Origin of the sequence: Schaalia georgiae DSM 6843, assembly GCF_000429245.1 — a bacterium.
Lineage (GTDB): Bacteria > Actinomycetota > Actinomycetes > Actinomycetales > Actinomycetaceae > Pauljensenia > Pauljensenia georgiae.
This window is the reverse complement of the sequence record NZ_AUBM01000008.1, coordinates 197,979-224,574: the sequence shown is the minus strand read 5'-3', so window position 1 is coordinate 224,574 and position 26,596 is coordinate 197,979. Positions and strand designations below refer to the sequence as shown.

General features: G+C 70.9%; 19 protein-coding genes. 16 read left to right on the top strand and 3 right to left on the bottom strand.

Going from position 1 to position 26,596, the window contains the following annotated elements; translation table 11 throughout:
* Positions 1-9 precede the first annotated feature (9 nt).
* Positions 10-1,014: a S41 family peptidase gene (locus tag G447_RS0104430; protein ID WP_005868519.1), complete on the bottom strand. Its 1,005-nt coding sequence runs from the start codon at positions 1,012-1,014 to the stop codon at positions 10-12.
* 275 nt (positions 1,015-1,289) lie between these two features.
* Between G447_RS0104430 and G447_RS0104425 the strand changes: the two genes are divergently transcribed.
* Entirely contained in the window at positions 1,290-3,647 is a 2,358-nt protein-coding gene (locus G447_RS0104425; RefSeq protein WP_026430193.1) for a DEAD/DEAH box helicase, read from the top strand.
* Between the two features lie 669 nt (positions 3,648-4,316).
* Here the strand turns inward: G447_RS0104425 and G447_RS0104420 are convergent.
* Complete coding sequence (locus G447_RS0104420; protein WP_005868498.1) at positions 4,317-5,624, bottom strand: MFS transporter; 1,308 nt, start codon at positions 5,622-5,624, stop codon at positions 4,317-4,319.
* Between the two features lie 175 nt (positions 5,625-5,799).
* Between G447_RS0104420 and aspS the strand changes: the two genes are divergently transcribed.
* Positions 5,800-7,596 (top strand): aspartate--tRNA ligase, encoded by a 1,797-nt coding sequence (aspS, locus tag G447_RS0104415; protein ID WP_005868494.1) that lies wholly within the window; start codon positions 5,800-5,802, stop codon positions 7,594-7,596.
* 150 nt (positions 7,597-7,746) lie between these two features.
* Complete coding sequence (locus tag G447_RS0104410) at positions 7,747-8,364, top strand: L-threonylcarbamoyladenylate synthase (RefSeq protein WP_034476332.1); 618 nt, start codon at positions 7,747-7,749, stop codon at positions 8,362-8,364.
* A 795-nt stretch (positions 8,365-9,159) separates the two neighbouring features.
* Here the strand turns inward: G447_RS0104410 and G447_RS0104405 are convergent.
* Positions 9,160-9,972, bottom strand: a complete 813-nt coding sequence (locus G447_RS0104405) for a hypothetical protein (protein WP_131295682.1) — start codon at positions 9,970-9,972, stop codon at positions 9,160-9,162.
* A gap of 607 nt (positions 9,973-10,579) precedes the next feature.
* On the opposite strand from G447_RS0104405, the gene G447_RS0104395 reads away from it, so the two are divergent.
* The 13 genes from G447_RS0104395 (at position 10,580) to lgt (ending at position 26,559) form a co-directional block, all read left to right on the top strand.
* Complete coding sequence (locus tag G447_RS0104395) at positions 10,580-11,983, top strand: hypothetical protein (RefSeq protein ID WP_026430190.1); 1,404 nt, start codon at positions 10,580-10,582, stop codon at positions 11,981-11,983.
* A gap of 80 nt (positions 11,984-12,063) precedes the next feature.
* On the top strand, positions 12,064-13,407 hold the full coding sequence (locus tag G447_RS0104390) for a replication-associated recombination protein A (RefSeq protein WP_026430189.1): 1,344 nt from the start codon (positions 12,064-12,066) through the stop codon (positions 13,405-13,407).
* 125 nt (positions 13,408-13,532) lie between these two features.
* Entirely contained in the window at positions 13,533-14,156 is a 624-nt protein-coding gene (gene rpsD, locus G447_RS0104385) for a 30S ribosomal protein S4 (RefSeq protein WP_005872137.1), read from the top strand.
* A gap of 212 nt (positions 14,157-14,368) precedes the next feature.
* Positions 14,369-17,068 (top strand): alanine--tRNA ligase, encoded by a 2,700-nt coding sequence (gene alaS, locus G447_RS0104380; protein ID WP_026430188.1) that lies wholly within the window; start codon positions 14,369-14,371, stop codon positions 17,066-17,068.
* Positions 17,065-17,553: a Holliday junction resolvase RuvX gene (ruvX, locus tag G447_RS0104375; protein WP_026430187.1), complete on the top strand. Its 489-nt coding sequence runs from the start codon at positions 17,065-17,067 to the stop codon at positions 17,551-17,553. Before alaS ends, ruvX begins: the two co-directional genes overlap by 4 nt.
* A complete protein-coding gene (mltG, locus tag G447_RS12575; protein WP_243442300.1) occupies positions 17,550-19,232 on the top strand; it encodes an endolytic transglycosylase MltG in 1,683 nt (560 codons plus the stop codon). Before ruvX ends, mltG begins: the two co-directional genes overlap by 4 nt.
* Positions 19,226-20,083, top strand: coding sequence for a shikimate dehydrogenase (locus G447_RS0104365; protein ID WP_034476328.1), 858 nt, complete (start codon positions 19,226-19,228; stop codon positions 20,081-20,083). Before mltG ends, G447_RS0104365 begins: the two co-directional genes overlap by 7 nt.
* A 6-nt stretch (positions 20,084-20,089) precedes the next feature.
* On the top strand, positions 20,090-20,782 hold the full coding sequence (locus G447_RS0104360) for a prepilin peptidase (protein WP_005870351.1): 693 nt from the start codon (positions 20,090-20,092) through the stop codon (positions 20,780-20,782).
* A gap of 47 nt (positions 20,783-20,829) precedes the next feature.
* The gene (locus G447_RS0104355; protein WP_051226243.1) at positions 20,830-22,419 is read left to right on the top strand and encodes a chorismate-binding protein; all 1,590 of its coding nucleotides are present in this window, start codon (positions 20,830-20,832) and stop codon (positions 22,417-22,419) included.
* Positions 22,420-22,510: 91 nt separating this feature from the next.
* Complete coding sequence (trpC, locus tag G447_RS0104350) at positions 22,511-23,356, top strand: indole-3-glycerol phosphate synthase TrpC (RefSeq protein WP_005870344.1); 846 nt, start codon at positions 22,511-22,513, stop codon at positions 23,354-23,356.
* 4 nt (positions 23,357-23,360) lie between these two features.
* Positions 23,361-24,653 carry a tryptophan synthase subunit beta gene (gene trpB / locus G447_RS0104345; RefSeq protein ID WP_026430183.1) on the top strand — a complete coding sequence of 431 codons (1,293 nt, stop codon included), beginning with the start codon at positions 23,361-23,363 and terminating at the stop codon, positions 24,651-24,653.
* Positions 24,650-25,462 carry a tryptophan synthase subunit alpha gene (gene trpA, locus G447_RS0104340; RefSeq protein WP_026430182.1) on the top strand — a complete coding sequence of 271 codons (813 nt, stop codon included), beginning with the start codon at positions 24,650-24,652 and terminating at the stop codon, positions 25,460-25,462. Before trpB ends, trpA begins: the two co-directional genes overlap by 4 nt.
* Positions 25,459-26,559, top strand: coding sequence for a prolipoprotein diacylglyceryl transferase (gene lgt, locus G447_RS0104335; protein WP_026430181.1), 1,101 nt, complete (start codon positions 25,459-25,461; stop codon positions 26,557-26,559). The genes trpA and lgt overlap by 4 nt, the downstream gene beginning before the upstream one ends.
* The last annotated feature ends 37 nt before the right edge of the window (positions 26,560-26,596 follow it).

Genomic DNA, 26,596 nt, shown 5'->3' with positions numbered 1-26,596 from the left:
CGCCCGCGGTTACTGGTTGTTCGCGATCCACTCCTGGGCCGCGGCGGGCGCCTCGTCGGCCTCACGGATCTCGTCCGGCGCGATGGGGTCGTCCCCGAACTCCTCGCCCGAGCGCGCAGTGGTGGTGCCGACGGTGAGGACCAGTGCCCGGCCGGTGTACAGGGGGATCACGGTGTTCACCGAGGCGTATCCCGCGGTCGGCTGGCCGAAGGTGCGGACATTGGCCATCCCCCTGAAGGCCAGGAGGGCCTGTTCGCCCGACGACGCCGTCCGCTCGGAGGTGAGGACGGCCACGGGCACCGCGAGTTTCGACCTGTGGCCCACCGAGGTCGGGGTGCCCCCTCCGGAGACTCTTCCGTCGGACAGAGCGACCGGGGTGCGCCGCTGGCCGATGGAGAAGGTCATGACGACGCCGTCGGGCAGCAGGGGCGACAGGCCCGCGATCATGGGGCCCATGTCGCCTCCGTCGTTGTCGCGAAGGTCGACGACGACCCCGCACAGGTCGTCCTGGCTGAGGGCATCGGCGATGGAATTGGCGTAGGAGTTCCCCTGCTCGGGCGCGCCCACGTATCCGGGCAGGGCGACCGTGAGCACGCAGCCGCTCATCGACCAGGTCGGCGCCTCGTAGGAGTCGGCCCCTTGCTCGTCCGAGTCGGCGTCCGCGAGGAACGAGTGCTTGCCGCCGGCGACTCCGATGGCGTCGCCCAGGACGGCGTCGACCTCGTCGTGGGTGGTGGCGGCGTTGATGCGGGTGGTGGCGTCGGCGCGGGCCGCGGCCCACTGGGGGGTGTCCGCGTAGAGACCGTTGTCGAGGAACCCCAGCGCGGTGCGCCCGTAGTCGCGGGCGGAGGGCGGGGGGAACCAGATCCCGAAGCTCGGACCGTAGACATGGAGGGCCCACCCGATGGCGCCCGCGATGACGAGGACCGCCACGATCACTCCCGCACCGATGGCGCGGGCGGAGCGGCGGCGTTTCTTCGGGAGTTCCTCGTCCGGGGGCTTCTCGTCGGTCATAGCGCCATCCTACTGACGTCGAGCGCGCGACGGCATCAGGGGCCGGCCCTGGTCCGACCCTGATTCCCCGTATACCACCGGTGAGGGAAGTCACCGGCGGGTTGCGGTCCTGCGCGCGGGTCAACCGATAGGGTGGGGGAGCAATGAGGCGCAGCCTCCTGAATATGGTGCCCGGGTAGACCGGAACGTGTTGTGGACAAGGCGGGCCGCGCGGGGCCCGGTGCAGGCCCACCCGAAACGGTTCTGCGATCCGCTTCCAACACGGAGGAACACACATGCCCGACAGCCCTATGACTTCTGACGCCATCGACGGCCCCGGCGGAGCCGTGGCCCCCACCGACGCGGCCACCGCTCCGGGGGTCCCCTTGCCCCCCGACGAGGGGGCCGGGCCCGTCCAGCGCGCGGACAGCGCCGCCAGAACCGCGGACGCGGGACAGTCCGACGGGGCGCGCGCCGCGGGGGACGGTGGTTCCGTCGAAGCTCCCGACGAGGAGGGGAGCGCGGGGGAGGACACGGTTTCCTTCGCCGACCTCGGTCTGCCGGACGAGCTCCTCCAGGCTGTCACCGACATGGGTTTCGTCGCGCCGACCCCAATCCAGGCCGAGGCGATCCCCCCGCTGCTCGACCTGCGGGACGTCGTCGGCATCGCCCAGACCGGCACGGGCAAAACCGCCGCCTTCGGCCTGCCCCTGCTGGCGATCGCTGACGCGGACGAGAAGGCCGTCCAGGCCCTGGTGCTCGCCCCCACTCGCGAACTCGCCATGCAGAGCGCCGCCGCCATCGAGGACTTCGCGGCCCGCACGGCGGAGCTGGTGGTCGTCCCCGTGTACGGCGGCAGCCCCTACGGCCCGCAGATCGGAGCACTCAAGCGCGGCGCTCAAGTGGTCGTGGGCACCCCCGGCCGCGTCATCGACCTCATCGAGAAGGGCGCGCTGGATCTGTCCGGTGTGCGCATGCTGGTCCTGGACGAGGCGGACGAGATGTTGCGCATGGGCTTCGCCGAGGACGTGGAGACCATTGCCTCCTCCGTTCCTGACGACCGCCTCACGGCGCTGTTCTCGGCGACGATGCCCCCTGCCATCGAGAAGGTGGCGCGCGAGCACCTCAAGGACCCGGTCAAAGTCGCCGTCTCCGAGGAGTCATCGACCGTCGACACGATCCACCAGACCTACGCGGTCGTCCCCTACAAGCACAAGATCGGTGCCCTCAGCCGTGTCCTGGCCACGCGCGCCCAGCACATCGCCGCGGGCCAGGAAGACGCCGACGCCGCCATCGTCTTCGTGCGCACCCGCGTCGATGTCGAGGAGGTGTCACTGGAGTTGTCCGGGCGCGGATTCCGCGCGGCGGGAATCTCCGGGGACGTTGCCCAGACCGAGCGCGAGCGCATGGTCGAGCGCCTCAAGAGCGGCTCCCTGGATGTCCTGGTCGCCACGGACGTGGCCGCCAGGGGCCTGGACGTCGAGAGGATCTCCCTGGTGGTCAACTTCGACGTGCCCCGCGAGCCCGAGGCCTACGTGCACCGCATTGGGCGCACGGGCCGGGCGGGGCGCCAGGGGCGCTCACTGACCTTCTTCACCCCCCGCGAGCACACGCGCCTGCGCCGCATCGAGAAACTGACGGGGACGCCGATGGAGGAAGTGGCGATCCCCTCGCCCGCCGCTGTGTCCGAGTTCCGGGCCCGTCGACTGCTCGAGGGCGTGGGCGCACGGGTCGAACGGGGCCGCCTGGGAATGTACCGGGAGCTCCTGGAGCAGATGGCCGCGTCCCTGGATGTCGAGGATGTCGCGGCGGCGCTGATCGCCCAGGCTGTTGGCGACGACGGCCCCGCGCCGCGAGCGGAGTCCGGCCACCGGGGGCGGGGCAGGGCGCGCCGCGAGGAGGAGCTCGACGAGTCCGGGGAGTTCGTGGGCGCCAGCTTCGAGGCGGGGCGCGACAAGGACAAGCCCCTCAAGGGCGGCCGTGACGGAGCCCGCCGCCGCGGGGGCGGGCGCGCCGTGGCGGGCCCGGGCACGCGCTACCGGGTCGAGGTCGGCAGGAAGGACCGCGTCAAGCCCGGCTCCATCGTCGGCGCCATCGCCGGAGAAGGCGGGATCGACGGACGCGACATCGGGCACATCGATATCTTCCCGACGTTCTCGCTGGTCGACATCACCGCGGATCTGAGCGCCGAGCAGCTCTCGCGCATCTCCAAGGGCTACGTTTCCGGCCGCCAGCTGCGGATCCGGGTGGACGAGGGCCCCGGGCGGCGCGACCGCTTCGAACGCGGTGGCTCCGAGCGCCCCAGCAGGGGGGAGCGCCGCTCCGGTCGTGGTGAGCGCTTCGACCGGGAGGACAGCCGCCCCGGAAGGGACGACCGTTTCGACCGTGGGGACCGCGGTGGTCGTAGCGACCGTTTCGACCGGGAGGACAGCCGCCCCGGTCGTGGCGGCCGCTTCGGCGAGGACGGGCGCGGCGGCTGGCACCGCTCCGTGAGGACCGAGCGCTGGGAGAGGGACATCAAGAAGCGCCGGGCGCGCGACGACTTCGACGCGAAGGAGTCCGGGAGGGGCTTCGGCCACAAGGACCGCCGTGACGAGGGGCGCGGACGCAACGACGACGCGCGCCGGTTCGGCAAGCGCCGCTACGAGGACTGAGGCGCCCAGCGACTGAGCAGGGCCACTCGGTCCCAGGCGCGCGCGGGGGCAAGCCCCGGTTTCGGGCGCCTGAGCGCGTTCGGCGCTGTTTTCGCCTCCTCGCTGCTCCTTCTCTCCGTTGCTCCTGCCCCAGGGCGCGCCCTGGCACCCTGGGGCAGGACCCATTCGGCGAAGGCACGGGGAAGGCGGCGGATCGGGCAGCTACCGCAACGCTGCACCGGGGCAAGTGGGGGCGCGGTTCGCGTTGCGCAGCCGCGTGGCACACAGCGCCGTCCAGGGCAAGTGGGGGATTCACAAGGGAAGTCGTCACTTGCCAAGCGATACTACACTTCGCAAGCGTTATAACGCTTTCAAAGTAACGGTATCCCTTTCAAATTGACGTTATTCGTTTGAAAACAGCATGTTGTGTAAGAAATCAGTCAGCATGCTCTTCGAATTCGAGAAGGCCCGCCCCTCGTCCCCCTCGATGTCGCACACAAGGGAGGGAATTAGGAAGCACAGCGCCGCACACAAGGGCGGAATCAAGCCCTTGTGTGCGGCGCGTGTTCCGTAAATCGGGGTCCTTGTGTGCGTAACCCGGGGGAGGGGCGCGCCGCCCGTCCGACCGTCAGCTCCGTTCCCCGCGGTCCTGTCGTACCCGCCATCCGGCTCCCTCACGCGGTGAGGGGGTCACGCGATGCGCCTCGACGCTGCGACCGCCGCACAGGCGAGGACCACTGCGACCACGTAGGCCGGGGCGTAGGCGAGGGCGCCGGTCGCCCCCGAGTCGGCCCACGCGCCCATGAGGACGGACACGGAGGCGAGCTCGATGGCCGGCCCCGCCGAGTCGGCGACCTGCAACCACGAGGCGACCTTCCCGTGCTCGGCGGCGGGAGTGATCTCCAGGGCGAGGACGGACAGGGAGGAGTGGAAGAGCCCGGTGCCCAGACCTGCGGCCATCCACCCGGCCAGCGCTACCCACAGGGGGGCCGCCGGGGTGAGCAGCGCCGCTAGGGAGACGACGCCCGTGGCCAGCAGAAGCGTGCCCGCGCGGGGCAGGCGGGAGCGGCCCCCCGGGCTCTTGACCCTTGACTGGATGACGGCGCCCGCCGCCCACGCCAGAGAGCCAGCGGACACCCACAGGGTGGCCGTGTGCTCGGGCCAGCTGTGGATGCGCTGGAGGAGGAGGGGGATGAACACGCCCGCGCCGGCTTGGACGCCCATGGCGAGCAGTCGCGCCATGACGCCCGCCCCGATGCCCCGGCGCAGCGCGAACGCACCGCGCGGGAGCAGGCGGGGCAGGGACCACGCGCACATGGCGATCCCCGCGGCGAACACGGCCACCACCACGGAGCGCCACGCCGAGTCGAGTGCTCCGGCGAGTTGGATGAGCGCGGTGCCCGTGCCCGCTACCGCGCCGGTGCGCGCCATGGCCCACAGCTTCGGGGGGCGCGGGCTGGGCGGGTGCGTGAGGCCGCGCAGGATCCCCACCAGGGGCAGGACGGCCACTGCGGTGAGCAGGGGGACGAAGCCGAACACCGGGTGCCAGCCGAAAGCGCGCACCACGTAGCCCGCGATGACGGGCCCGACGAGGCTGGGGACCACCCACGCCAGGGAGAAGGACGCGAAGAAGGCGGGGTGGTGGGAGGGGTCGGCCACGGAGCCGATGAGCACGTAGAGGGGCACGATGAGCAGCCCGCCGCCCAGGCCCAGCATGAGCCTGCCGACCACGAAGACAGAGATGGTCCCGGCCAGCGCGGACACCACGAGGCCGGAGGTGAACAGGGCCAGCCCCCACGCCATGACGAAACGCGGACCTCGCCAGTCGCACGCCAGGCCGGCGACGACCGTGGCAGCCAACTGGGCGGCCAGTGCGGCGCCCGAGGCGAGGGAGAACCACCGCTCGGCGCCCAGGTCGGCGACCACGCTGGGCATGATGGACGTCGACGCCAGCTCCTCGAAGGCGACCAGCGTGATGAGCAGGACCGAGCCGGCCATCAAGGACACCTCCTGCGCGCGCCAACGCGGCCCTTCCGGGGAGGCGGGGGAGGCGGGTGACGTTCGTGGCATAGCGGCGATTCTAACCGATACGTTTCCCCGCAACCGCTCCCGGCGCGTAGAATCCCACGTGCCGCCGCCCGTCTCGCGGATGGCACCGACGAAAGGACTGCACGTGCTCCGTACTCACACCATCGGCTCCCTGGGGAAGGACCTCATCGGCCAGACCGTCACACTCACCGGTTGGGTGGACAGGCGTCGCGACCACGGGGGCGTTGCGTTCATCGACTTGCGCGACGCCTCGGGCATCGCCCAGGTGGTTGTGCGCGACGAGTCAGTGGCCCACGAGCTCAGGAGCGAGTTCGTCCTCAAGGTCACAGGCGAGGTCGCCGCCCGTCCCGAGGGCAATGAGAACCCGAACCTGCCCACGGGCGCCATCGAGGTCATGGGCGACGACATCGAGATCCTCAATCCCTCGGCGCCGCTGCCCTTCCAGGTCTCGTCCCACGCGGAGGACTCGGGCAACGTCGGCGAGGAGGTGCGCCTGAAGTACCGTTACCTCGACTTGCGCCGCGAGCCCGAGCAGCGCGCCCTCCGGCTGCGCTCGATGGTGTCGCGCGCGGCCCGCGACACGCTGTACGCCCACGACTTCGTCGAGGTCGAGACCCCGACGCTGACGCGTTCCACCCCGGAGGGCGCCCGCGACTTCATCGTTCCCGCGCGCCTGGCCCCAGGCTCGTGGTACGCGCTGCCCCAGTCCCCCCAGCTCTTCAAGCAGATGCTCATGGTGGCCGGTATGGAGCGCTATTTCCAGATCGCGCGCTGCTACCGCGACGAGGACTTCCGCGCCGACCGCCAGCCCGAGTTCACCCAGCTCGACATCGAGATGAGCTTCGTCGACCAGGACGACGTCATCGCCGTCGCCGAGGATGTCCTGAGGAACGTGTGGGCGCTGATCGGGTACGACCTGGCAACGCCGATCCCCCGCATGACCTACAAGGACGCGATGGAGCGCTACGGGTCCGACAAGCCCGACCTGCGTTTCGGCCTGGAGTTGACTGAGCTGACCGACTACTTCAAGGACACGCCTTTCCGCGTGTTCCAGGCCCCCTACGTCGGCGCCGTCGTCATGCCCGGCGGCGGCTCCCAGCCCCGCCGCACCTTCGACAAGTGGCAGGAGTGGGCCAAGGCGCGCGGCGCCAAGGGCCTGGCCTACGTGACCGTGGGCGAGGACGGGGCCCTGGGCGGTCCCGTCGCCAAGAACATCTCCGAGGCCGAACGCGAGGGCCTGGCGGCGGCCACCGGCGCGAACCCCGGGGACTGCATCTTCTTCGCCGCCGGCAAACCCACGCCCTCGCGCGAGCTGCTCGGCGCCGCGCGCCTGGAGATCGGCAAGCGCTGCGGCCTCATCGACCCCGACGCCTGGGCGTTCACCTGGGTCGTCGACGCGCCCCTGTTCAAACCCACCGGGGACGCCGAGGCGGAAGGCGACGTGGCCCTGGGCCACAGCGCGTGGACGGCCGTGCACCACGCCTTCACCTCCCCCAAGCCCGAATGGGTCGATTCCTTCGACGAGGATCCGGGCAACGCCCTGGCCTACGCCTACGACATCGTGTGCAATGGCAACGAGATCGGCGGCGGCTCGATCCGCATCCACCGGCGGGACGTGCAGAACCGCGTGTTCGCCGTCATGGGAATCGGCGAGGAGGAAGCGCAGGCTCAGTTCGGCTTCCTGCTGGACGCCTTCAAGTTCGGAGCGCCCCCGCACGGCGGGGTCGCCTTCGGGTGGGACCGCATCGTGGCCCTGCTGACCAAGTCCGAGTCGATCCGCGATGTCATCGCCTTCCCGAAGTCGGGCGGAGGCTACGACCCGCTCACCGACGCCCCGGCTCCGATCACCCCCGCCCAGCGCAAGGAGGCGGGCGTTGACGCCGAGCCGAAGAAGCGCGGCGAGGAGGCCCCCGCCTCCTGAACGCCGGCCGTGGCCGCGCCGCACGCAGGGCCCCGGGAGCGGCGCTCCCGGGGCCCTGCGTGCGGACACGGGGCTTCGCGCCAGTGCGCGGATCTGGCGAGTGCCGCCGTTTCGCCCACAGCCGCCCGGGGTATCGTGCACAATAGGTGTATGTCGTACGTAGAGATGCATCCGGTGAACCCTCAGAAGCGCTTCGTTGACAAGGTGGTCGGCCTGCTGCGCGAGGGCGGGGTCGTCGCCCTGCCCACGGACTCGGGGTACGCGATCGCGTGCCGCCTGGGCAACAAGGCGGGCATGGACACGATCCGCGATGTGCGCCGCCTCGACGACAAGCACAACTTCTCCCTGCTGTGCTCGTCCTTCGCCCAGCTCGGCGAGCTCGTGATCCTCGACAACCACGAGTTCCGCACGATCAAGGCGCTCACCCCCGGCCCCTACACCTTCATCCTGCGCGGCACCAAGGAGGTGCCCCGTATGACGCTCAACAAGAAGAAGCACACGGTCGGGGTCCGCCTGCCCGACCACGCCATCACGCAGGCCGTCGTCTCTGCCCTGGGCGAGCCCCTCCTGTGCTCGACGCTGATCCTGCCGGGCCAGACCGAGCCGATGACCGACGGCCTGGAGGTCGATGAGAGCATCGGTTCCAGGGTGGACCTGGTGGTCGTCGGGCCCGTGGGCGACGCCGAGCCGACGACCGTCGTCGACTTCACCTCCGGCACCGCCGAGGTGGTGCGCCGCGGCGCGGGGGACGTGTCCCTCTTCGAGTGACCGACCGCTGGAACCAGCGCCCGGATCCCACGCCCCTGGAGGGAGGGGCGTCGATTCGCCTCGCCCTGTCCGGCGCAGTGGCAGGCGGGGGCGGCCCGGACCTGGAGGGCCTCGTGCGCGGGTACGCCCCTGGTCGGCGCGCCCATCCCGTCCGGTATTGGCCGCACTAGGGAAGGGCGGCTGGCTGCCCGCGCCATGGCCACCGGCTGGCTCCAACTCGACAGGAGCTAATACTGCTTGGAGGCGTCCGGTGCGATAGTGACGGGCAACCACTGGGCGAATGGGGTCCCCAGGACGTTCGACGACTCGGGAGTATGGATCCACTGACCCGTTGAGCTCCACACGATGGGGGAGGGGCGCTCCTGTGGCTGCGTTCGCTGGACCGCTCCTTCGCGTACCGGAAGTGGCGCACTGCTGCGCTCCGCGCACCACGGTGGGGCCCTCTTCGGGCGCCCGCTGGTAACCGGGGGGTCAGGAAAGCGGAGCGCGCCGCAATAGAATGCATCACACTTGTTGAACAAGGACGGCGGAATCGCGCGGGAAACGGCCTGTTGATACCCTGGTTTGCAGACCACTTCGCGAACTGGGGTGTCGCGAGTGCGCGGCATCCTTTATCCTAAATCTAGTTACTACAACACTGGAACCAATTCTGATCAGTATTCGGTGTTGCCTCTGCTCCGAAGGGACTCTGATGGCTGGACTCGCACCGACGGGCGCGTCGCGGCTGGCGCGCTTCGTCGCGGTGTGCGCGGGCGCCGCACTGGGGGTGGGCGCGATTGCCATGGACGGCGGCGTTCAGGCGCGCGCTGACGCCCAGAGCGGCAATTTGACCAGTAGCGTGGATTTGTGGGGTTCCCCAGTCGATGGCGTGGGTCGGACCGGGTGCCGGATCGTGTCTGGGGGCGCCTCCAGGATCGCGGTGCCCTCCCAGTGGGTCCGCGGCCAGAAGGCCGTGTTGTCGGGCAGCGGCTGGACCGTCGCCGGCTCGACGCGCGCGTTCGTCTCGGTCCTATTGGACGAGGGCAAGCAGCTGCGCCCCGCCGATAGGCAGCTCCCCACGTGGGCGCCCCGCGCCCTGGCGGAGGACCGGCAGGTGTGGGACGTCGTCGAACTCGACGCCCAGGGCGCCTTCAGGGCTGCAATCGCGGTCCCCGACGAGTGGGAAGCGGGCAGTAGGCACACGGTCGCGGTCAATGACGGTGCGAGCGGCGTGTCCGTGACCTTCTCGGTCTCGGTGGTGGGCGCGCTGACTCCGCTGCGCCCCGAGAACTGCGCGGACAGCCCCGAGAAGCCGGTCCCGGCGGAAACCCCCTCCTCGCCCTCGACTCCGTCCGCGTCATCGAGCCCGACGCCATCTCCGTCGGTTCCCTCCGCGTCGTCGAGCCCGACCCCCTCTCCCTCGACTCCCTCCGCGTCGTCCACCCCTGCTCCTACACCGTCGACACCCTCTCCGTCCCAAACACCCACGAGAGCGAGTGCCACGCCGACCATCTCCAGGGAGCCGTCGCTCGAGTCGAGGGGCGGGGCACGAGCCGTGGAGGACGGGGCCGCGCAAAAACCGGAGCCCGCTCCCACGACCGCCGCCCCCCAGGCAGCCGAGCCGTCCACTGCCCCGTCCGCGTCGGAGGAGCTGGCCTCCGCCCGGGTCCCCGGTGCGCCTGCGGCCCCCGCGCGAACTCAGGATCCACTTCCCGCGGCCTCTGGCGCCCCGGTGCACGCCCCCCAGGAGGGCGGTGCCGGTGCCGGTAGCGGCCCCGCGGAAGGGGCGGCCGGCAGCGGACCGCCAGCGGACACTTCCCAGGGCACCGCACCCGCAGCGCGCCCGACGACGGCCCAGCCCTCCGCCTCGCCGAGCACCGAGCCGACCCGAGTCTCTGCGGACGCGGCAGTCCCCCCCAATACCGGCGGGGGATCCAGTGAGGAATCGGCTTCCGGACTCAATAGCTGGGTCATGGTCGGTGGTGCCGGTCTGCTACTCCTCGGCGTTACCGTCGCCTTCACTTTCATCCGCAGGATGGCCCACCCGCATTAGGCGCCGTTCCAGCGCTTCCCGGGGGTGCGGCCGGACGGGGCGACCGGATTAGTGTTTTTCCACAAACCTTGTGGAAAATGTTCGCGCACTGGTGTAGTTTATTCTTCGTCATGACTGCCAGCTTCTTGCTAGCCTGGTAGACGACGCATATTATGCCGATCCGTCGGCGCGAAGGAGGATGGGATGAAGCACGCCCGCGGAGCCGTGGTCAGCGTCCAGCGGCAGATCGCCAATCAGCTCCGGTTCCTGACCGTTGGACTCGGAGCCGTCCTTGTGCTCGTCGTCGCCGTCATGCTCCCCGCGACGGCAAGCGACCGGTGGGACAACCCATTCGCGCCGCTCGAACTGCCCAGCACCGAAGTCCGCGTCACAGTGATACCCGGTTCAGACTTCACGCCCAGCGAATCTGAGGCGAAGGGGGCGTACGTCGGCGTCCTCCTCGACGAGGGCGCGGTCACCAGCTACGAGTCCCACGTCAACCCGACTACGGGCGAACCACTCGCCAGGGACGACTTCTACGCCGTCGGCGCGGTGTCCCCGGACGGTGACTTCGCAGTGGCCGTCGAACTCCCGAACGGCACGAACAATCCTCAGAGGGCCTCATGGTACGACGAGGAGGTGCACAAACTGACGATCTACGTCTACTACGCGGGCGATGCGCTGCAGTCGAAGACCGCGCACTACGTGCGGATCGTCAACGTGCCCGAACCTGGGCCCACGACGGAGCCGGAGCCCTCCGAGACCCCGACCACCCCGGCACCCACCCCCGCCCCCACGCAGGAGCCGACCACGGAGCCGCAGCCCCCTGCGACCACAGCCAGTCCGCGTCCCGAGCTCCCAGCTCCCGATCCGACCCCCAGCTCCGAGCCGGAGCCGGAGCACTCCACGCAGACCCCCGATCCCTACACGCCGCAGGAACCGGCTTCGGAGCATCCCGCCGTCCCCGCCGAACCATCGCAGGCCCCCGTCGCTCCTGCAGCGACGCCCAACACCGTGGGCCCCGCCCAGTCGGACGGCAGCGCGAAGCCGGATCCGACGCCCAGTGCGACTTCCAACACGGTGAAGCCGGATGGGGAGCCCGTCCTACCGGTGGCCAGCGAGTCCGAGCTCACCGACGCGAACACAGGGGGCGTCTCCGCCTCCTTCGCGTCGGGCAAAGTCACCGTGAACGTCCCCTCCGACAAAGCCCCCGCCGGCGACTGGGTGTCGGCGAACATCCTGCCGGGCCGCCAAGCGCAGTGGTTGCAGGTCACCGATGACAACCAGGCGTCGATGGATCTGCCGTCCCTGCCCAACGGCGAGTACAAGATCGTCATCGCCACACGCGACCACACCCTGGTCGGATGGGCCCAGTTCAAGGTCGCCACAGCGTCCGCCAGCGCGGGGGAGGGCAACACGGTCGACACCGCCTCTTCCATGACAGCGCACGCGCAGATGCTGGAGAACTCGCTGCGCACCGACGCTGCGGACGGCCTCAACGGCTACTTGCTCGGCGCTGGGGCGTGCATGCTGGTCCTCGGCGGCCTGGTGGTCCTCCAGGTGATGTCCGGTCCGACACTGCGGGGCCTGCGCAAGAGCCCAAGCTGAGCCCCAGGAGCCCTGCGGGGCGGCTTCCCGATCCGGGAAGCCGCCCCGCGTCCGCATCCGCAGGGCGTTAGTCTGTCCGCATGGATCTCTTCGCAGCCCAGGGCATCGACGACTCGGGCGTTCCCGCATACAGTCCCGACGCGCCCCTGGCCGTCCGCATGCGGCCCGCGCGCGTCGAGGAAGTGGTCGGACAGGACCACCTGCTCGGCGCGGGCGCGCCACTGCGCCGCCTGCTCGAACCCGCGGCTGCTGATTCCGTCGCGGTGTCATCGGTGATCCTGTGGGGGCCTCCCGGAACGGGGAAGACGACGCTGGCGTACCTGGTCGCCCGGACGACGAGCCGTCGCTTCGAAGAGCTGTCAGCAGTGTCCTCGGGCGTCAAGGACATCCGCGACGCGGTCGGTGGGGCCAGGAGACGGCTCGCGGCCGGGGGCGGCGAGACGGTCCTGTTCGTCGATGAGGTCCACCGCTTCTCCAAGTCGCAACAGGACGCCCTTCTGCCCGCAGTGGAGAACCGGTGGGTGGTCCTGGTCGCCGCAACGACGGAGAACCCGTCCTTCTCCGTCATCCCACCGCTCCTGTCGCGCTCCCTGCTACTGGCACTGCGCCCGCTCGACGACGCGGCGGTCGCCGGGCTCATCGAACGCGCCCTCGCCGACGACCGTGGGCTCGCGGGCGCGTTCACCATCACCGACGAGGCGCGCGACGCCCTCGTGCGCTTGGCCGGATCGGACGCCCGCAAGTCCTTGACCCTGCTCGAGGCCGCGGCGGGGGCGGCCGCCGGGGCGGGCGGATCGGTCATCGGCCTCTCCCAGGTCGAGGCCGCCGCCAACCGCGCGCTGGTGCGGTGGGACCAGGACCAGCACTACGACGTGGCTTCCGCGTTCATCAAATCGATGCGCGGATCCGACGTGGATGCGGCCCTCCACTACCTGGCGCGGATGATCGAGGCGGGGGAGGATCCGCGCTTCATCGCCCGGCGCGTCATGATCGCCGCCGCCGAGGAGGTGGGCATGGCCGCGCCGGAAGTCCTCACCACTTGCGTGAGCGCGGCGCAGGCAGTCGCCATGGTCGGTATGCCCGAGGCGCGGATCCTCCTGTCCCAGGCCGTCATCGCCGTCGCCACGGCGCCGAAGTCCAACGCCTCGTACAGGGGCATCGACCATGCGCTGGCGGATCTGCGCGCTGGCAAGGGCGGTCCCGTCCCCGCCCACCTGCGCGACGCGCACTACCCGGGCGCGGCCGGCCTGGGCCACGGGGAGGGGTACGTCTACGCGCACGACGCGCCCCACCACGTCGCGGCGCAGCAGTACTTGCCCGACGACCTCGTCGGGGTTCGGTACTACGATCCGACCCGCAATGGGAACGAGGCGCTCATCACGAAGAGGCTCGAGGTGATCAGGAACCTCCTGGAAATGCGCTAGCATGGCGGGGTTGTCTTCTGCGGAAGGCTCCCTGGGGCCCTAGCCGTGCGGCAGTGCCGCAAGAGTTGGCCCCATGCCCGTGCCCGGCACGGGCATGACACTGGAAACAGGAAAGAAAAGAGAACATGGCAAAGAACCGTTCCCGCAAGCAGGTGCGCGAGTCGCGCGCCCTCGGCCTCGCCCTGACGCCCAAGGCCGTCCGCTACTTCGAGAAGCGCCCCTACGGCCCTGGCGAGCACGGCCGTTCGCGCCGCCGACAGGATTCCGACTACGCGGTCCGTCTCAAGGAGAAGCAGCGCCTGCGCGCCCAGTACGGCATCCGCGAGGCCCAGCTGCGCCGCGCCTTCGAGGAGGCCCGCCGCACCGCCGGCCTGACCGGTGAGAACCTGGTCGAGCTCCTGGAGATGCGCATCGACGCACTCGTCCTGCGCGCGGGCATCGCCCGCACCATCCAGCAGGCCCGTCAGTTCGTGGTGCACCGCCACATCCTGGTCGACGGCAAGATCGTCGACCGCCCCTCCTTCCGCGTCAATCCGGGGCAGACCCTGCAGGTCAAGCCCAAGTCGCAGACCACGGTCCCCTTCGAGATCGCCGCGCAGGGCATCCACCGCGACGTGCTGCCCCAGGTCCCCGACTACCTCGACGTCGACCTCGAGCGCCTGAAGGCCACCCTGGTGCGCCGCCCCAAGCGCGCCGAGGTCCCCGTCACCTGCGACGTGCAGATGGTCGTCGAGCACTACTCGCGCTGACACCGGCCCACGCGCCCCAGGGCACTGCGCCCTGGGGCGCGTCGTCATAACCGGGGAGCCGTGCGGGGCCGCTCCCGGTGCCTGCGCCCGCCGTGCTCGACGGACGCACCGGCTCCCGCAGGGTGCTGCCCACTAACACGATGGAGTGATGTCGCATGCGCCCGCGTGGACGATGTGGAGGCTGGGGTGGTTGTTGTCTAAGATGAGTTCCCATGCGCACCAGTGAAATCCGCAGCCGTTGGCTGGACTTCTTCGCCGCCCGGGATCACGAGATCCGTCCCTCAGTCCCCCTGATCTCGCCCGAGCCCTCCATTCTGTTCACGGTCGCGGGGATGGTCCCCTTCATCCCCTACATCCTCGGGACGGAACCGGCACCGTGGCCCAGGGCGGCCTCGGTGCAGAAGTGCGTCCGGACGAACGACATCGACAACGTGGGCAAGACGACGCGCCACGGCACGTTCTTCCAGATGAACGGCAACTTCTCCTTCGGCGACTACTTCAAAGAGGGCGCGATCGACTTCGCATGGCACCTGCTCACCGACCCCCGTGACCAGGGCGGCTACGGGCTTGACGGCGACCGCCTGTGGATGACGATCTGGGAGGAGGACCGGGTGTCCTTCGACTACTGGACGCGCGAGATCGGCCTGCCCGCCGAACGCGTCCAGCGCCTTCCCTTCGCCGAGATCTCGTGGTCGACGGGGCAGCCCGGGCCGGCCGGCTCGTGCTGCGAGATCCATTACGACCGCGGAGCGCAGTACGGTCCCGACGGGGGGCCCGTGGTCGACACGGGGGGCGACCGCTTCTTGGAGATCTGGAACCTGGTCTTCGACGAGTTCGTCCGCGGCGAAGGGGCCGGACACGATTTCGAACTGGTCGGCAAACTCGACCGGACCGCGATCGACACGGGATCCGGTCTGGAGCGCCTGGCGTTCATCATGCAGGACAAGCCGAACATGTACGAGATCGATGAGGTCTTCCCCGTGATCGCCGCAGCTGAGGCGATGAGCGGGAAGACCTACGGCCTGGGCGCCGCGGGGCCCGAGGCCGGCGAGGCCTACGCCGACGACGTGCGCCTGCGCGTCGTGGCCGACCACGTGCGCTCCTCCCTGATGCTGATAGGGGACGGCGTGCGCCCCGGCAACGACGGACGCGGCTACGTGCTGCGCCGCCTGATCCGCAGGGCCGTGCGCTCCATGCGCCTGCTCGGCGTCCATGACGCGGCGATGCCCGTGCTGCTGACGGCCTCGAAGGACGCGATGCGCGCCTCGTACCCGGAGCTCGAGGCCGATTGGGGGACGATCTCCGATGTCGCCTACGCTGAGGAGGACGCGTTCCGCCGTACCCTGAGCGCGGGGACCACGATCCTGGACGCGGCGGTGGCCGAGGCGAGGAGCACGGGATCCCCGATCCCGGGTGCTTCGGCGTTCTCCCTGCACGACACCTACGGCTTCCCCATCGATCTGACCCTGGAGATGGCCGCGGAGCAGGGCGTGAAGGTCGACGAGGACAGCTTCCGCGCGCTCATGGAGGAGCAGAAGGAACGCGCACGGGCGGACGCGCGCGCCAAGAAGACGGGCCACACCGATGTCCGCGTCTTCCAGGAGATCGAGAAGCGCCTGGGCGGGGGCTCGGAGTTCCTGGGGTACACCGAGTCCGGCTCCGACGCCTCGGTGGCCGCGCTGCTGGTGGACGGCCACGGCGCTCCAGCGGCCTCGGCGGGCGCCGATGTCGAGGTGGTCCTGGACCGCACGCCGTTCTACGCGGAGATGGGCGGGCAGTTGGCCGACCACGGGACCATCCGCGCCGAGGGCGGTGCGGTCATCGAGGTCAACGACGTGCAGGCCCCGATCCGCGGGTTGTTCGTCCACAGGGGCACGGTCGTCGAGGGCACGGTGACCGTGGGCGAGAGGGCCTTCGCGCAGATCGATACGCAAAGGCGCCTGGCCATCGCACGCGCCCACACCGCCACCCACATGGTGTACGCGGGCCTGCGCGCGGTGGTCGGCCAGGACGCCTCACAGGCAGGCTCTGAGAACTCGCCATCGCGCCTGCGCTTCGACTTCCGCCACTCCAGCGCGCTCGGCGCCTCCCAGGTGGACGACATCGAGGCCCTGGTCAACGAGAAACTCGCTGAGGACATGCCCGTGACCACTGAGGTCATGGGTATCGAAGAGGCGCGCGCGTCGGGCGCCATCGCCCTGTTCGGCGAGAAGTACGGCTCCCAGGTCCGCGTCGTCACGATAGGCGACGGCTTCGACAAGGAGCTGTGCGGCGGGACCCACGTCCCCTCGACCGGGCACCTCGGGCGGGTCACCGTCCTCGGGGAGGGCTCCATCGGCTCGGGCGTGCGCCGCATTGACGCCCTGGTGGGGGACGGGGCCTACGAGTACCAGGCGAAGGAGCACGCCATCGTGTCCCGCCTGGCATCCCTGGTGGGTGGCAGGCCCGAGGACCTGCCCGAGCGCGTCGAGGCCCTGCTGGCCAAACTCAAGGAGTCGGAGAAGGAACTGGAGAAGAGCCGCATCGACCAGACCCTGTCGCAAGCGTCCGACCTGGCTGCGCGGGCCAAGACGATTGGGCGGCTGACCGGGGTCGTGGCCGCTGTGGGCGCCGTGCCCTCGGCCGACGCGCTGCGCTCCCTGGCGCTCGACGTGCGCGACCGCATCGGCGGGGACGGGGCCGCGGTCGTCGCCCTTGCGGGCCTGGTCGGCGGGAAACCGTCGCTGGTCGTGACCACGAACGACGGCGCCCGCGCGCGCAAGGCGAAGGCGGGGGCGCTCGTCCGCGCGGTCGGCTCCTTCCTGGGCGGCGGCGGAGGAGGGCGCGACGACATCGCGCAGGGCGGCGGCACGAAGCCCGAGGGCATCGGCAGGGCGCTCGAAGAGCTGCGCCGGCAGATCGAGGGCCTGTGACCTTGCGCCCTGGAGTGCGGATCGGGGTCGATGTCGGCACCGTGCGGGTGGGGGTCGCGCGCACCGACCCGGACGGGATCCTCTCAATCCCCGTTCGGACGCTCCGGCGCGCCGACGACTGGTCGGACGTTGAGGAATTGGCCACGATCATCGCCCAGTACGACGCCATCGAGGTGCTCGTCGGCTTGCCCCGCCACCTCAAGGGCGGGGAGGGCATCTCCGCGAAAGGGGCGCGTCGTTACGCGCGCCGGGTCAAGGTCGCGTGTCCTGGCGTTCGCGTTGCTATGGTGGACGAGAGGCTCTCGTCGACCCAGGCCCACCAGCGACTTCGTGCGCGAGGGGTGCCGGAGATCGACCACCGCGAGGTCATCGACCAGGTCGCCGCTCAGATCATCATTGAGCACGCCCTGGACACCGAGCGCATGAGCGGGCGGGCCCCTGGAGAGCCGGTAGACGCACCCGAAAGCGAGGAGACTGGGCGATGACGAGTTCCACCCCTCCCAGCTATCCCTTCCGCTCGCGGCGCGAAATCCACCGCAACGAGCCCCGCACGTACTCCGACGCGGACCTGCACCCCGACCCCGATGAGGAAGCCTCCGCCCGCACCGGGCGAACAGCCGATCCGGCCGCGGGCCAGGCGGAGCGGCGCCGTTCCAGTGCTGCGGGGCGCACCGGCGCGGCCGTCCCCAGTTCCCGCGCCAAGAGAGCCCGTGGGGCGGGGGCGCGCAGCGGCGATGCCGAGAGCCGTGCCGCCACTGCAACGGAGCGCGCCTCCGGCCCCCGTCAGGGCGCCGCTGCCAAGGAGCCCGACGACGCCCCCGGTCAGGGGGGCGCACCCGGTTCTGTCGAGTCCGACTTCCCCTGGCCCAGCAGCACCCGCTCCCGTAGAAGCACCCCTAAGAGGCGCCGGGCGGTTGCCGGCGGGGACAAGGCGGAGCCGCAGCGGGAGCACCCGGGCCCCAGCGCGCACACCGCGGAGATCCCGGCGGTCGGCCGCTCGGACGCCGATGGCCCCGGCCAGGAGGAGTCCTCCGAAGAGGAGGAGACCACCGGGATGCGCTCCCGGCGCCTCGCGCGGGAGCGCCAGGCGGCCAAGAGGAGGCGGTTCTGGCGCAGTGTGCGCTCGTTCTTCGTCCTCGTGATCGTTCTGGCCATGGTTGGCGGCGCCGGGTACCTGGCCGTGCGCCAGTTGCGCAGCAGCGCCAACCAGCCCGCCCAGGACGACTTCCCGGGCCCGGGGACGGAGACTGTCTCGGTGACCATCGAGGAGAACTCCACGGGCCGGGACATCGGCAAGGCGCTGGTCGACGCCGGGGTGGTGAAGTCGGTCGGGGCTTTCATCCGACAGTTCGAGAAGAGCAAGGCGGCCACGTCCATCCGCCCGGGCACATACTCGATGCGGCTGCAGATGAGCGCCGCCGAGGCACTCGCCGCCCTCCTGGATGAGACGAACCGGACGGACAACACGATCACTGTGATCCCCGGTACGCCGATCTGGCAGGTGAAGGCGAAGATCGCCGACATCATGGGCGTGTCTGAGGACGAGGTGCAGAAAGCGCTGGATGACGCCGAGTCCATCGGGCTGCCCGCCGAGGCCAATGGGAAGGCCGAGGGGTGGCTGCTGCCGGGCACGTACGAGGTCGATCCCGAGGACACCCCCACAACGGTCGTCAAGAGGATGGTGGCGGGGACCATCGCCGAGCTCGCGGAGATGGGGGTCGCAGACGAGAACCGCGAGACGGTGCTCACCAAGGCGTCCATCGTGGACGGCGAGGGCAACATCAAGCGCTACCAGCCCATGATCGCGCGCGTCATCGAGAACCGCCTGGCCGACCCGGACGGCGAGACCCGGGGCCGCTTGGAGATGGACTCGACCGTGCAGTACGGCGTCGGAAAGTCGGGCGGCGTGCCCGACGCCGCCGCTATCGCGGACGACAACCCCTACAACACCCGCCTGCACGCCGGCCTGCCGCCCACGCCGATCGGCCAGCCGTCCCGCGACGCCATCGCTGCGGTCGTCAACCCCGCACAGGGCACGTGGCTGTACTTCACCACCGTCAACCTGGACACCGGCGAGACCCTGTTCGCGGACAACTTCGCCGAGCAGATGGAGAACCAGAAGAAGTTCCAGGACTACTGCGCTTCGCACGAGGGGAAGTGCTGACGGTGCCGTGGGCGGCGGTCATCGGCTCGCCGATCGCGCACTCAATGTCCCCAGCGATCCACCGGGCGGCCTGGGAGGGCCTCGGGCTAGAAGGCGACTGGGAGTACAGGAGCGCCGAGGTGGACCGCGGGGGACTGGGCGCGTTCATCGCGGGCCTGGACCCCCAGTGCCGCGGTCTGTCGGTCACGATGCCCTGCAAGCAAGCGGTCATACCGATGTTGGATGTCGTCGATCCGTTGGCCGGTGCAGTGGGCGCGGTGAACACAGTGGTGCCCGGAGCGGGCATTCTGACGGGCTTCAACACGGATGTCCACGGCATTACGACGGCCATTGCCGAGGCGAGGGCCGTGCGCGGACTGGGGCCGGCGCGCAGCGCCTGCGTACTGGGGGCGCGGGCGACGGCTTCGTCAGCGCTCGCCGCGCTGGGCGCCCTGGGCGTCACCCGCACGACCGTTGTGGCCCGCCGGTTCTCGGGCCCGGGGTCGGTCGTGGCAGCGGCGGCGCGCATGGGCGTCGGGATCGACCAGGTGCTGATCGGGGACACTGCGAGGGCGGGCGCCGCGCTGGCCGCGGACATCGTGGTGTCGACACTGCCCGCGGGCGCCGCCGACCCGCTCGCCGCACTGGCGCGCCCCGGCGACCACCAGTGCCTGCTCGACGTCGTGTACTCGCCGCGTGACACGGCGCTGCGCCGCGCTTTCGAAGCGGGCGGCGCCGTCATCGCCGAGGGCACGGAGATGCTCATCCACCAGGGCGCCCAGCAGGTGCGTCTCATGACGGGGCGCGACCCCGACACCGGCGCCATGCGGGCGGCGCTGGAAGCCGAACTCGCCAGACGGGAGGGCCGCTGATCCGCCATGATCGTTGACTGGCTGCCGGAGAGGGCGGTGGCGAACTTCCCCATCGTCTCGGGCTTCCTCACGTGGATCGTCATCCTGTTCTGGCTGGCGAAATCGGGCTGGAGGATCCAGCGGAGGTACTTCGTGGAGGCCACGCACACCCCTCTTGGCCGCAATGGCATCGTGTGGTCCTCGGCGCTCGTGGGGGCGGTGTTCTTCGTCGCGGGCGAGCGCCGTCCCGGCCTGCCCGCAATCCTCGCAGTGGCGATGGTGGGCGTGCTCAGCGCCTACGTCGATGCCCTCACGCACCGGCTGCCCAACGGCTACACCGCCGCGATGGCGGTGGGCGTCTGCGCGGGACTGGTCGGCGGCGCCCTGGTGTCGCCCTTCTGGAGGGAACGCCTCACCGGTTCTGCCCTGGGCCTGCTCATCTGGCTCGTGCCCATCTGGCTCCTCAACAGACTCCCGGGCGGAATGGGCACGGGGGACGTGAAGCTCGCCCCGGTCCTCGGGGCGATGGTGGGGTCGGTCGGCGTGGAGGCAGCCGCCGCCGGCCTCGCACTGGCGTTCGTGTCCGCGGGCGCGGCCGCCCTGTGGAAACTGGTCGTCGGATCGGCGGGGACTAAGAGCCGCGTTCCCATGGGGCCGTGGATGATCGGGGCCGCGCTCTTCGCCACCGTCGCGTGGGGAGTGATCCCGGACTGGCTGTAGGCGCGCCCGTGAGACACGGCGGGCCGCCCGGTGGCGTCGATGACACAATGATCGGCGTGACCAGTCCTTCGAAGAGCACCAGCGACAACCCGCCCGGCGTCGACCTGCAGTGGGGCCAGACATGGCCCGACAAGCAGGAGTTCCGGCGCCTGGCCGCGACTCGGCGCGTGGTCCCGGTGGTCAGGCGCGTCCTGGCCGATGAGCTTTCCGCCGTGGGCGTGTACAGGCAACTGGCCCACGGCTCGCACGGCAGCTTCATCCTCGAATCCGCCGAGCACGGAGGCGCATGGGGCAGGTGGTCCTTCGTGGGCGCCTCCAGCGCGGGCGCCATCGTCTCCAGTGGGGGGAGGGCCCGGTGGGTGGGGGCGCGCCCCGAGGGCGCCGTCGCCCAGGGCGCGTTCTTGGAAGTCGCGCACTCGGCGCTGGCAGAGCTGCAAGCCCCGCCGATCCCCGGGCTCCCACCCCTGACGGGTGCGCTCGTGGGGTCGCTGGGGTGGGGCATCATCCCCGAGTGGGAGCCCACCCTCGAAGCATCGTCGCCCCGCGAGTCCGACATCCCCGACGCCGCGCTGTGCCTGGCGACGGAGGTCGCCGCTATCGACCACCGCACGGGGTCGGTGTACCTCATGGCGATCGCCTGGAACCTCAATGGCACGGACGAAGGAGTGGACGGCGCCTACGATTCCGCAGTGGCGCGCGTGGACGCGATGACGCGCCAACTGGCCGCCCCCATCGGCCCGGCGGTGCTCGCCGCCGACCCCGGGGCGGAGCGCCCCGCCGTCCGACAACGCACCCCGAGAGCCGCCTTCGAGGCATCGGTGGACGCCGCCAAGCGCGCCATCGAAGACGGCGAGGCATTCCAGATCGTCGTCTCCCAAAGGCTCGACGTGCGCACGGGCGCGGCCGGGGTCGATGTCTACCGGGTCCTGCGGACGATCAACCCGTCGCCCTACATGTACTACCTGGCGCTGCCCGACGGCGACGGCGGCCAGTTCGAGGTCGTGGGATCCTCGCCCGAAACGCTGGTGCGCACCCAGGGGCGGCGGGTGTGGACCTACCCGATCGCAGGTTCGCGCCCCAGGGGCGCCGACGGCGCGCAGGACCGGGAGCTGGCCGAGGAACTCCTCCAGGACCCGAAGGAGCTGTCGGAGCACGTGATGCTGGTCGACCTGGCGCGCAACGACCTGTCGAAGGTGTGCGACCCGGCCACCGTGGAGGTCTCCACCCTCATGGAGGTCAAGCGGTTCTCCCACATCCAGCACATCTCCTCGACGGTGACGGGGATTCTGCGGCCAGACGCGGACGCCCTCGACTGCCTGGTGGCGGCCTTCCCCGCGGGGACCCTGTCGGGAGCGCCCAAGCCCCGTGCGATCCGCCTCATTGACGAGCTGGAACCCGCGGCGCGCGGTGTCTACGGGGGAGTGGTGGGCTACTTCGACCTCGGCGGCGATGCCGACCTGGCGATCGCCATCCGCACGGCCGCCCTGCGGGGCGGAATCGCGTCGGTTCAGGCCGGCGCGGGACTGGTCGCGGACTCGGTGCCGTCCCTGGAGTACGAGGAATCGCGCAACAAGGCGGCCGCGGCTCTGGAGGCGGTGACGACCGCGTCGGTGCTGCGCCCATGGTCGTCGCTCTAGCCCGGATACCGGTCGGTCGGGGAAGCGGATTTCGGGCGCCGCGCCCCGTGGCGATAGCATCGTTGGGTCTGAAGGTTTGAGGAGGGTCGTCGTGAGTGTTCTCGAGAGCATTATCGCCGGAGTGATGGAGGACCTGAGGGTCCGGGAGTCCGCAGCGCCGATGGAGGAGGTCAAGGAGCTCGCCCTGCGGGCTCCCGACGCCAAGGACGCAGTCTCCGCGCTGAGGGGCTCCGACGGGGCGGTGACGATCATCTCGGAGGTCAAGCGGTCCTCGCCGTCGAAGGGGGAGATGGCCGCCATCCCCGATCCCGCGTCCCTGGCCTCGACCTACGAGCGCGGGGGCGCCTCGGTGGTCTCGGTCCTCACGGAGGGGCGCTGCTTCGGGGGCTCCCTGGCGGATCTTGACGCGGTGCGCGCGGCGGTGGACATCCCGGTGCTGCGCAAGGACTTCATCGTCACCCCGTACCAGATCCACGAGGCGCGCGCCCACGGCGCCGACCTGGTCCTCCTCATCGTCGCCGCGCTCGAGCAGCCGGCGCTGGTGTCCCTGCTCGAGCGGGTGCGCTCGCTGGGGATGGAGGCGCTCGTGGAGACGCACTCGCGCCTGGAGGTGCTGCGCGCCCTCGAAGCCGGCGCCAGCGTCATCGGAGTGAACGCGCGGGATCTGACGACCCTGGAGGTCGATCGCCACACCATCGAGCAGGTCATCGATGTGATCCCGGAGGATGTCGTGGCCGTGGCGGAGTCAGGGGTCTCCAACGCGCACGACGTGTTCGAGTACGCGAAGTGGGGGGCCGACGCCGTGCTCGTCGGCGAGGCACTGGTCACATCCGGCAACCCGTTGGAGTCGATTCGTGACATGGTGAGCGCCGGGGCGCACCCCGCGCTGCTCACGGACCGCAAGGCGCGCGTGCGCCAGGCCCTACAGGAAGGCTGATCCTATGTCGCTCAACACCACTCAAGGCCCGTACTTCGGGGGGTTCGGCGGCCGTTTCGTCGCCGAGTCGCTGATGGGCCCGCTGGAGGAGGTCGAGGCCGCGTGGAGGCGCCTGTGGCCCGATCCGGGTTTCCAGAGGAACCTGCGGTCCCTGTTCGCCGACTACGCCGGGCGGCCGTCGCTGCTCACCGAGGCGCCCCGTTTCGCCTCGGACCTGGGCGGTGTGCGCGTCCTGCTCAAGCGCGAGGACCTCAACCACACGGGCTCCCACAAGATCAACAACGTGCTCGGCCAGGCGCTGCTGACGCGGGAACTGGGCAAGACCCGGGTCATCGCGGAGACCGGCGCTGGCCAGCACGGGGTCGCCACGGCCACGGCCGCGGCCCTGATGGGCCTGGAGTGCACGGTCTACATGGGCAAGGAGGACACGGAGCGCCAGGCGCTGAACGTGGCGCGCATGCAGATGCTCGGAGCCGAGGTGGTCGCGGTGTCGGCCGGCTCGGCGACACTCAAGGACGCGATCAACGAGGCGTTCCGCGATTGGGTGACGAACGCCGCGACCACCAACTACGTCTTCGGCACGGCCGCGGGCCCACACCCCTTCCCGGAGCTGGTGCGGGACCTGCAGCGCGTCATCGGCGACGAGGCGCGCGCCCAGCTGCTCGCGGCCGAGGGGCGCCTGCCCGACGTGGTGTGCGCGTGCGTGGGCGGGGGCTCGAACGCCATCGGCGCGTTCACGGCCTTCCTCGACGACCCGGGGGTGGCGCTGCTGGGGTGCGAGGCGGGAGGCGACGGCTTCCCCGCGGGCCGCCACGCCGCGTCGATCACCGCCGACCAGCAGGGCGTCCTCCACGGCGCCCGCACCTTCGTCCTCCAGGAACGCGACGGGCAGACGAAGGCCTCGCACTCGATCTCCGCGGGACTGGACTACCCGGGTGTGGGCCCCGAGCACGCGTGGCTGGCCGACACGGGGCGCGCCTCGTACACCCCCGTCTGCGACGGCGAGGCGATGGACGCGTTCGCGCGCCTGAGCCGCACGGAGGGCATCATCCCCGCGATCGAATCCGCGCACGCACTGGCGGGCGCCCGCGCTTGGGCCCGGGCCAAGGCCGGGGCGGAGGGGCCCTTCGACGGGGCGGGCGCGCCCATTGCGCTGGTCGTCCTGTCGGGCAGGGGCGACAAGGACATGGACACCGCGTCGCGCTGGTTCGGCTACGGGCGCGCCAAGGAGCAGATCATCGACCCGAGCGCCGGACCGAGCGGGGTCCGCGCCGTCACGAAGGAGGCGCAACGATGACCGCGCGCGCACCCCATTGCGCAGTCCGCATCGACCAGGCCAACGCCCGGGGCGACGCCGCCCTGATCGCGTACCTGCCGGTGGGCTTCCCCACGGTGGAGGCGTCGGTTCGGGCTGGCAAGGCACTGGCCGATGCCGGTGTGGACGCCATCGAGCTGGGGTTCCCCTACTCGGATCCGGGGATGGACGGACCGACCATCCAGCGGGCCACGGTGGCCGCGCTCGAGCGCGGAACGCACATCGAGGACCTGTTCCACGCCGTTGACGAGCTCACGGCGTACGGGGTGGCGACCATGGTGATGACCTACTGGAACCCGGTCGAGTGGTGGGGGGTGGAGCGCTTCGCCGCGGACTTCGCCGAGGTGGGCGGCTCCGGCCTGATCACCCCCGACCTGCCGCCCGAGGAGGGCGGGCAGTGGGAGGCCGCGGCCGACGCCAACGGCCTGGAGCGCGTGTACCTGTCGGCGCCGTCCTCGCCGGCCCGCAGGCTCGCCCTCATCGCCGCCCACTCCAGGGGGTGGGTGTACGCCGCCTCGTCGATGGGTGTGACAGGAGCGCGCGCGTCGGTGGGCGCGCACGTGCGCGACGTCGTCGAGCGCACCCGGGCAGCCGGAGCGGAGCGGGTGTGCGTGGGCCTGGGGGTCTCCACCGGCGCCCAGGCGCGCGAGATCGGCGCCTATGCCGACGGCGTCATCGTGGGATCGGCGCTGGTGCGCACCCTGTTCTCCGAGCCCTTCGAACGGGCCCTCGTGGAGCTGGGAGCGCTGGCGGCCGAACTCGTCGGGGGAGTGAAGGGGGTCCGCCAGTGACTGCACTCCTCCAAGCCGGGATCCCCTCGCCATCAGTTGGCGTGTGGTACGTGGGCCCAGTGCCGCTGCGAGCCTACGGGATCATCATCGCGGTCGGCATGGTCGTCGCCCTCGCATGGGCCTCGCGCCGCTACGCACGGCGCGGCGGGGACCCCGACCTGCTCTTCGACCTGGCGCTGTGGGCCATCCCCATGGGCATTGTCGGCGCCCGCCTCTACCATGTGATCACCTCGCCCGACCAGTACTTCGGGCCGGGCGGGCACCCGTGGCAGGTGTGGCAGATCTGGCGCGGCGGACTGGGCATCTGGGGGGCGGTCGCCCTCGGCGCGGTCGGCGCCTGGATCGGAGCGAGGCGCGCGGGGGCGCGCCTGGGGCCCGTCGCGGATTCCTTGGCCCCCGCCCTGCTGGTCGGCCAAGCGATCGGGCGGTGGGGCAACTGGTTCAACCAGGAGCTCTTCGGCGCGCCCACGACGGCGCCGTGGGGGCTGCGCATCGATGCCGCCCACATGCCGCCCGGGTACCCGCCGGGCACCCTGTTCCACCCGACCTTCCTCTACGAGTGCCTGTGGAGCCTGGCCGGCGCCGCCCTCATCGTGCGGTTGGAGAGGCGGCTGCGGTTCAAGGCGGGGCAGGTCTTCGCCCTCTACCTCATGGTGTACACGGCGGGCAGGGTGTGGATCGAGGCGCTGCGCATCGACGACGCGCACAGGATCCTGGGCGTGCGGCTGAACGTGTGGACGTCGCTGCTGGTCTTCGCGGCCGGGGCGGTGTTGTTCCTCCTCGCCGGGCGCCTCGGGCGGCCCTGGGCCGTGGCGCCCGGGGAGGGCGGCTCCAAGGCCGTCGGCGCCGACTCGTCGGACGAGGACACCGGGCCCGGGGAGGGCGCTGGTTGGGACGAGGCGCCTTCTGCTTCCGAGAGCGGTCCGCGGGCCGACGGCCCCGACCCACTGGAAGGGGAGGCGCACGACGCGCCTGCCGACGACGGCGCCCCCGCGGACGGGACCGGGACTGCGGAAGACGGGCCCAGTGAATCCCGGGCGGACGGGGCCGAAAGCACCGTGATGGGCGATGGGGATGGAGCAGTTGCCCCCGACTGAGAGGGGGCCGGTCGGCGCAATGGGGACTATCACGTCC